At 65.8% G+C, this 6,841-nt stretch carries 6 protein-coding genes; 3 read left to right on the forward strand and 3 right to left on the reverse strand.

Annotated features, from left to right (window positions below):
* Window positions 1-397 (forward strand): transcription antitermination factor NusB (gene nusB / locus AC1VAN_RS08515; RefSeq protein ID WP_480985625.1); only part of this gene is annotated, 397 nt, incomplete at its 5' end.
* A gap of 120 nt (window positions 398-517) precedes the next feature.
* The gene (gene thiL / locus AC1VAN_RS08520; protein WP_480985626.1) at window positions 518-1,342 is read left to right on the forward strand and encodes a thiamine-phosphate kinase; all 825 of its coding nucleotides are present in this window, start codon (window positions 518-520) and stop codon (window positions 1,340-1,342) included.
* A 621-nt stretch (window positions 1,343-1,963) separates the two neighbouring features.
* Here the strand turns inward: thiL and AC1VAN_RS08525 are convergent.
* Complete coding sequence (locus AC1VAN_RS08525; RefSeq protein WP_442251764.1) at window positions 1,964-2,374, reverse strand: hypothetical protein; 411 nt, start codon at window positions 2,372-2,374, stop codon at window positions 1,964-1,966.
* A 459-nt stretch (window positions 2,375-2,833) separates the two neighbouring features.
* A complete protein-coding gene (locus tag AC1VAN_RS08530) occupies window positions 2,834-4,906 on the reverse strand; it encodes an autotransporter family protein (protein ID WP_480985627.1) in 2,073 nt (690 codons plus the stop codon).
* 72 nt (window positions 4,907-4,978) lie between these two features.
* Between AC1VAN_RS08530 and AC1VAN_RS08535 the strand changes: the two genes are divergently transcribed.
* The gene (locus tag AC1VAN_RS08535) at window positions 4,979-5,221 is read left to right on the forward strand and encodes a hypothetical protein (RefSeq protein ID WP_442251766.1); all 243 of its coding nucleotides are present in this window, start codon (window positions 4,979-4,981) and stop codon (window positions 5,219-5,221) included.
* Window positions 5,222-5,352: 131 nt separating this feature from the next.
* On the opposite strand, the gene AC1VAN_RS08540 is transcribed toward AC1VAN_RS08535, so the two are convergent.
* Window positions 5,353-6,841, reverse strand: a 1,489-nt coding sequence (locus tag AC1VAN_RS08540) for an autotransporter family protein (RefSeq protein ID WP_480985628.1), incomplete at its 5' end; no start/stop codon positions are given.

Here is a 6,841-nt window from a genome sequence, read left to right on the forward strand (position 1 = left end):
GGCCATCTATGCCTGGGCCATCTATGCCTGGCAGATCTCCGGCGGCAACGGCCAGTCGCTGATCGCCCAGTTCGCCCACGAACAGGCCCGCGAAATCGCCGACCTGGCGTACTTCGAAGCGCTGGTGCATGGCGTGCTCGACAACCGTCGCGACATCGACGAAGCCTTCGGCCCGTACCTGGACCGTGGCATCGACGAAGTGGACGCGATCGAACGCGCCGTGCTGCGCCTGGCCGGTTACGAACTGCGTTACCGCTTGGACGTGCCGTACCGCGTGGTGATCAACGAAGCCATCGAATCGGCCAAGCGCTTCGGTTCCGAACATGGCCACACCTACGTCAACGGCGTGCTGGATCGTGCCGCCGTGGAATGGCGCAAGGTCGAATCGGGTCACTGACCCACCTGTGGTAATGCCGGCCGCTGGCCGGCAACTGCAGGGATTCTGAGGTTGCCGGCCTGCGGCCGGCACTACCGCCCACCGCGCACGGCGCGGCACGTACAAACGCGGGAGCGCCCCATGTCCCTGGCCGAATTCGCCCTCATCGACCGCATCYGCGCCCGCACCGTCGAGCGCGACGACATCGTGCTCGGCATCGGCGATGACGCCGCGCTGCTGCAGCCGCGCCCGAACGAGCAACTGGTGGTCACCGCCGACACGCTCAACAGCGGCRTGCATTTCCCGGCCGAGACCCCGGCGTTCGACATCGGCTGGAAGACGCTGGCCGTCAACCTGTCCGACCTCGCCGCGATGGGCGCGCGCCCGGCCTGGTGCACGCTGGCGCTGTCGCTGCCCGAGGCCAGCGAAGACTGGATCGATGCCTTCGCCGATGGTTTCTTCGCCCTGGCCGACCAGCACGACATCGCCCTCATCGGCGGTGACACCACGCGTGGCCCGCTGTCGCTGTCGGTGACCGCGATGGGCCAGGTATCCCGCGGCCAGGCCCTGCGGCGTGATCGCGCACAGTTGGGCGATGACATCTGGGTCAGCGGCACCCYCGGCGATGCKGCCGGTGCGCTGCGCCTGTGGCAGCAGGGCGCATTGAACGTCACCGCCGCCACCCTCGCACGCAGCGGCGTACGCGCCGAAGTCGACGCCGATGCATTGCCGATGTCGTCGGCACTGCGCGAACTGCTCGGCCGCGATGGCGCCCGTGACTGCGCGCTGCACGGCGGCGACGATTACGAACTGTGCTTCACCGCCGCCGCCGACCAGCGCGACGCGCTGCACTACGTCGCCGAATCGCTGGACGTGCCGATTACCCGCATCGGCCGCATCATGGAAGGGCAGGGCGTGCACACCGAAGGCCACGACGGCCCGAGCGGATACGAGCATTTCGCCTGACACATGAGAACGCCGGGCATGGCCCGGCGCTACCGTGTTGCTCTGGTAGGTGCCAACCTTGGTTGGCACGGATGTGTCAGGGTTGCGCGCCAATGCTGCGTCGACCAAGGTCGACGCCTACCAGAACGCCGGGGATGGCCCGGCGCTACCGCGCTGCTCTAGCGGGTGCCAACCTTGGTTGGCACGGATGTGTCAGGGTTGCGCGCCAATGCTGCGTCGACCAAGGTCGATGCCTACCAGAACGCCGGGCATGGCCCGGCGCTACCGCGCTGCTCTAGCGGGTGCCAACCTTGGTTGGCACGGATGTGTCAGGCCTTCGTGCCGACGCTGTGTCGACCAAGGTCGACGCCTACCAGAACGCCGGGCATGGCCCGGCGCTACCGTGTTGTCCTGGTGGCTGCCAACCTTGGTTGGTACGGATGTGTCAGGGTTGCGCGCCAATGCTGCGTCGACCAAGGTCGACGCCTACCAGAACGCCGGGCATGGCCCGGCGCTACCGTGTTGCTCCGGTAGGTGCCAACCTTGGTTGGCACGCCGTCTCGTCCTGCATATGGCCTTGCGGCCATGCCAACCAAGGTTGGCAGCTACCAAGGGCAGGGCCGGCGCGTGCAGCAGCCCTGCTTACGCCACCCGCAACTGCACATCCACATACTCGGCCAGCCCACGGCAGGCCAATAGCAGCCCTTCGCGCACGTCATCGCCCACCTGCTGGTCGGCATCGCCGTCCACGCGCACGCGTTCGATGGCGTGCAGCAGTTCCAGCAGCAAGGTCAGCCCGGCATTGGCGCGGTCGATGCGTGCCATCGCGAAACCAAAGCACTGTTTGCGTCCCTTGTCCGGCCACGGTTGGCCGCCTGCAGCGTCCACGTGGCGGATGCGCTGCAGGCAGCCGAGCAGGGTGATGCCTTCGTCGGCGTGGGCGCGCATTGTGCTGCCCAATGTGGTTTCCAGTGCTTTGGCCAGATCGTCCGGCAAGCGTTCGACGGCGTCGCCCAGTGTGGCGAACAGATAGGGATAGAGCGAAGAAGTCATGGCGGCGTCCTTGAGTGCGGAGCAAGGGGCCGCCCTCGCGCTGGGCGAGGGCGGCGGACGGTGCGTGGTTGCAATACCGGAGGTTGATGTAGAAACGCCGGCGGGTACGAGACCCCCACGCACCGCCCGCCATAGGGCGCGGACGGATTGCCTGCCGACGCCGCCCAACAAGGAAAGCGCGACGCCGACAGGCAAGCGTAAACAACACATCAACCTAACGGGATTGCAAGCCCGTGCCACCCGTTGTCGGTGGCGCGCCATGATGTGCACGCAGGTGCTGCTATACCAATCAGAAAAGTTTCAATTTCGAAAATGTTGCAGACGCATATCGAACGCGCTGCGCGAAGCCGAGCACGCCTGCGCGTGCCAGTTGCGACATTTGTTGTGGAGCCGAGTGCATGCTCGGCGCTACGGAGAGCAGAACAGCGCCGGATCTAACCGGCGCCGTTCGTGTTTACATCACCACTTGTAGGCAACGCTCAGGTTCGCCGTCGCTTCGCGGTAGCCACTGTCACCACGCATCACCCCGAACCCGCCCCAGGCACTGAAGCCGGAACGGAATTCCACGCGCGCACCCGCGCTCAGTTCATAGCGGTTGCGCGGGATGCCGGCCTTCAGCACTTCATCGTCGAAGGCGATGCCATTGCCGGCGCCATCGCGGTACCAGTTGGCCGCCAGATACGGGCTGACCGAGGCACCCGCCGCCGGGTGGCCGTCACCCTGCAGGCGCAGGCCAGCACGACCGGACAGGCCGCTGTTGCCCGCTGCGCGCACCACGGTGCCGTTGGTTTCGGTATGCACGTCAGTCTTTGCATCGGTGTAGACCAGCTGCAGTTCCGGCTGCAGGCTCAGCGTGGTAGTGCCGATCTGGCCAATGCCGAAGCGGTAACCGGCTTCCACGGATGACTGCCAGATATCCGAGTCGTAACGCTCTTCGGCCAGGCCGTCGCCMTGCACGCGGTTGCGGAACTGGCCGCGCTGCACGCTGGCATCCACATACAGCGCATCGGTGCTCCAGTTGCCATACACGCCCAGCGCGCCGCCTTCCAACTTGCCACGTGCTCTGTAGCCGGTCACATCCGAGCGCGAGGTGGCGCTGGACTGCGCAATGGTACCCATCACGCCCACACGGCCACGACCATTGTCGAAAACGCCCACGTCCGCACCCAGCTGCAGGCGCGAGCGGTCCACGCGCAGGTCCAGCTGGTCTTCCACGGCCGACAGCTTGCTCTGCGTGGCGTCCACCCGGGCCCAGCCGCGCACGCCGTCAGTGGCGGTGCTGCCGCCGTGGCGATCGCGCAAGCCGTGGCGCAGAAGCTGGTCCATGGCGAATTGGTTGGCCAGATAGGCGCCTGCTTCCGGGCGCAGCAGCGGGCCCGGGTTGATCGGATCAACGGGATCGATCGGATCAACGGGATCCACTGGGTCAACCGGATCAACCGCCGCACATTCCGGCAGCGTGGGATCTGTGTCGCACGGGTCCGGACCTGCGGGAATCTCCGAGCGCAGGTACCAGCCGCCGTCGCTGGCATCCTTGAACAGGAAGTACTCGTACTGCCCGCTCACCGCGCGGCCCCGCAGATCGAACTGCGCATTGGAGGCACCGCCTACACGGATCAGCTCGATGCCCTTGTCGGTCTTCGCACCGGCGCCGCCGGCATTGAGCACCTGCACGTTGGCTTGGCCATTGGCGTCACCGTTGATCACCAGCATGTCGGTGGCCGAACTGTCGTCGCCCAGGTGGGTGTTGAACAGCAGCGTGCCGCCCGCACCATCGAAGGTATCGACGGCAAGGGTATTGAAGGTGCTGCCGTTGCCCAGCGCCACAGTGCCGGTATTGCCCAGGGTGAGGTGGCCAACGTCGCTGTCGCCGGTCATCAGCCAGGTGCTGTCGCTGGCGATGTTGGCGCTGGTGACGTTGATGAAGCGCCCATCGATCTGCGCCCTGTTACGCAGGGCCACGTGCAAGCTGCCCCGGCGTGCGCTGGCATCGTCGCTGGCGACGTGGCCAGCAAGGCGCGAACCGTCAACGGTAAAGCGCACGATGGAGGCGCCACTGTAGCCAGGAATAAATGAGCCGACACGCAGCAGGTGACCATCGCCGCCGTGAAGCTGCGCACCGTTGGATACGGTGATGTCGAAGACAGGTGCCCGCTCGATCGTGGCGACATGGATGGCTGCTCCGCTGCCACCGATGACGGTCGAATCATCGATGACAAGGCTGATGTGCGGATCATCGCGATAGCTGTACAGAATAACGCCGATGTCATCTGCAACGATGCGCGAGCCATTGCGCACCATCACCCTGCCATGCGCCTGGCGTATGCCGACCCCGGTATTGCCCCGTTGCGGATAGTCGGGCTGCTCTACACGCACGTACGTCGCATCGAGTTCAACGTCTGCGCTCGATGGCGCACCGGCGCTGGGTTCCATCTCGATCCCGATGGTGAAGTATTCGTAGCCAGCCAAGCCTGCAGCGCGCGTGACCTGCACACTGCTGCCGGACAATCGGGCCGACGCCGCGTCCTTCACTATCAAGCCTTGGCCCAGGATTGAAGAACGGTAGGCAGTGAGTGTCGATCTGTCGGCCAGCTGGATAGCGCCATGCGTCCTCGAGCCATCAAAGCGCACTGTGGCATCCGTCAGGACAAGGGAGGATTCATCGAAGGCCTCGAGTTCAACCGTTTCGGCACCATTGACCTGCAGCTGGGAGTCCGCTCGCAAGCGCCAGGATTCGATCGGATGGCCCGGCAGTACCTCTGCGGATTCGCCGATCAGTTCCCTTGCTGCGGCAGTATCGACGCACACGGCAAGTGCGGTCAGCAGGCAGTATCCAGGAAGCGCTGAGTGCGGACGTAGCGCCCGCCCGCGTGGGGAGGTTGTATCTGATTTCATGGCATGGGTGACTGGGGAGAGAAGGGGAATGCACAGCGAAGATGCCGAGTGCGTTGGCAAGGCATCTCCGCTGCGGTGATGCACTACCAGCGGTAGGCCACGCTGACGTTAGCCGTCGCTTCGCGGTAGCCGTGGTCACCGCGCATCACGCCAAACCCACCCGACGCACTCAGCCCGGTGCGGAAGTCAACCCGCGCACCTGCATTCAATTCGTAGCGATTGCGCGGCACGCTGGCGTTCAGTGCTTCCTCGTCAAACGCCATGCCGTTGCTGGCGCCATCGCGGTACCAGTTCGCCACCACGTACGGGCTGACCGAGGCACCGGCGGCGCTGCGGCCTTCACCCTGCAGGCGCAGGCCTGCACGGCCGGACAAACCGCTGTCACCCAGTGCGCGCACCACGGTGCCGTTGGCTTCGCTGTGCACATCCGTGTTCGCATCGGTGTAGACCAGCTGCAGCTCCGGCTGCAGGGTCAGCGCCGTGCTGCCGATCTGGCCGATGTTGAAGCGATAACCCGCTTCCAGTGACGATTGCCAGAGATCCGAGTCATAGCGTTCCTCGGCCAGGCCTTCGCCCTGCACGCGGTTGCGGAACTGGCCGCGCTGCACGCTGGCATCCACATACAGCGCATCGGTGCTCCAGTTGCCGTACACACCCAGCGCGCCGCCTTCCACCTTGCCGCGTGCGCTGTAGCCGGTGATATCCGAACGCGAGGTAGCGCTGGACTGCGCAACGGTACCCATCACACCCACGCGGCCACGGCCGTTGTCGAAAACGCCCACGTCCGCACCCAGCTGCAGGCGCGAGCGGTCCACGCGCAGGTCCAGCTGGTCTTCCACCGCCGACAGCCTGCTCTGCGTGGCGTCCACGCGGGCCCAGCCGCGCACGCCATCGGCGGCGGTGGCGCTGCCGCCCTGTCGGTCGCGCAAGCCGTGGCGCAGCAGCTGGTCCAGCGCGAACTGGTTGGCCAGGTACGCGCCTGCTTCCGGGCGCAGCACCGGCCCTGGGTTGATCGGATCGATCGGGTCGATCGGATTGACGGGGTCCACCGGATTGATCGGCCTGCACTCCGGCAGCGTGGGATCAACAACGCACGGGTCCGGCGCGCCGGCCAGCGCCGAGCGCAGGTACCAACCGCCGTCGCTGGCATCCTTGAACAGGAAGTACTCGTACTGCCCGCCCACCGCGCGGCCCTGCAGATCGAACTGCGCATTGGACGCACCGCCCACGCGGATCAGCTCGATGCCCTTGTCGGTCTTCGCACCGGCGCCGCCAGCATTGAGCAAGCGCACGTTCGCCTGGCCATTGGCGTCGCCGTTGATCACCAGCTTGTCGGTCAACGAGCTGTCATCGCCGAGCATGGTGTTGAACAGCAGGGTGCCGCCATTGCCGGTGAAGGTGTCGGCAGTGAGGGTGTTGAACGTGCTGCCATTGCCCAGTGCCACGGTGCCGGTTCTGCCGAGGCTGAGCTCACCGGTCATCAGCCAGGTGGTCATCAGCCAGGTGCTGTCGCCGTCGATCTCGGCACGGGTGACATTGATGAAACGGCCGTCGATCTGCGCCTTGTTGCGC

The sequence above is a fragment of the Stenotrophomonas sp. 05L44_2 genome (assembly GCF_056665995.1).

What these genes read in the sequence shown, in the direction of transcription:
- AC1VAN_RS08525 (WP_442251764.1), bottom strand. Translation starts at nt 2,374, where the DNA reads ATGACTTCTTCGCTCTATCCCTATCTGTTCGCCACACTGGGCGACGCC.
- AC1VAN_RS08535 (WP_442251766.1), top strand. Translation starts at nt 4,979, where the DNA reads ATGCGTCCTCGAGCCATCAAAGCGCACTGTGGCATCCGTCAGGACAAG.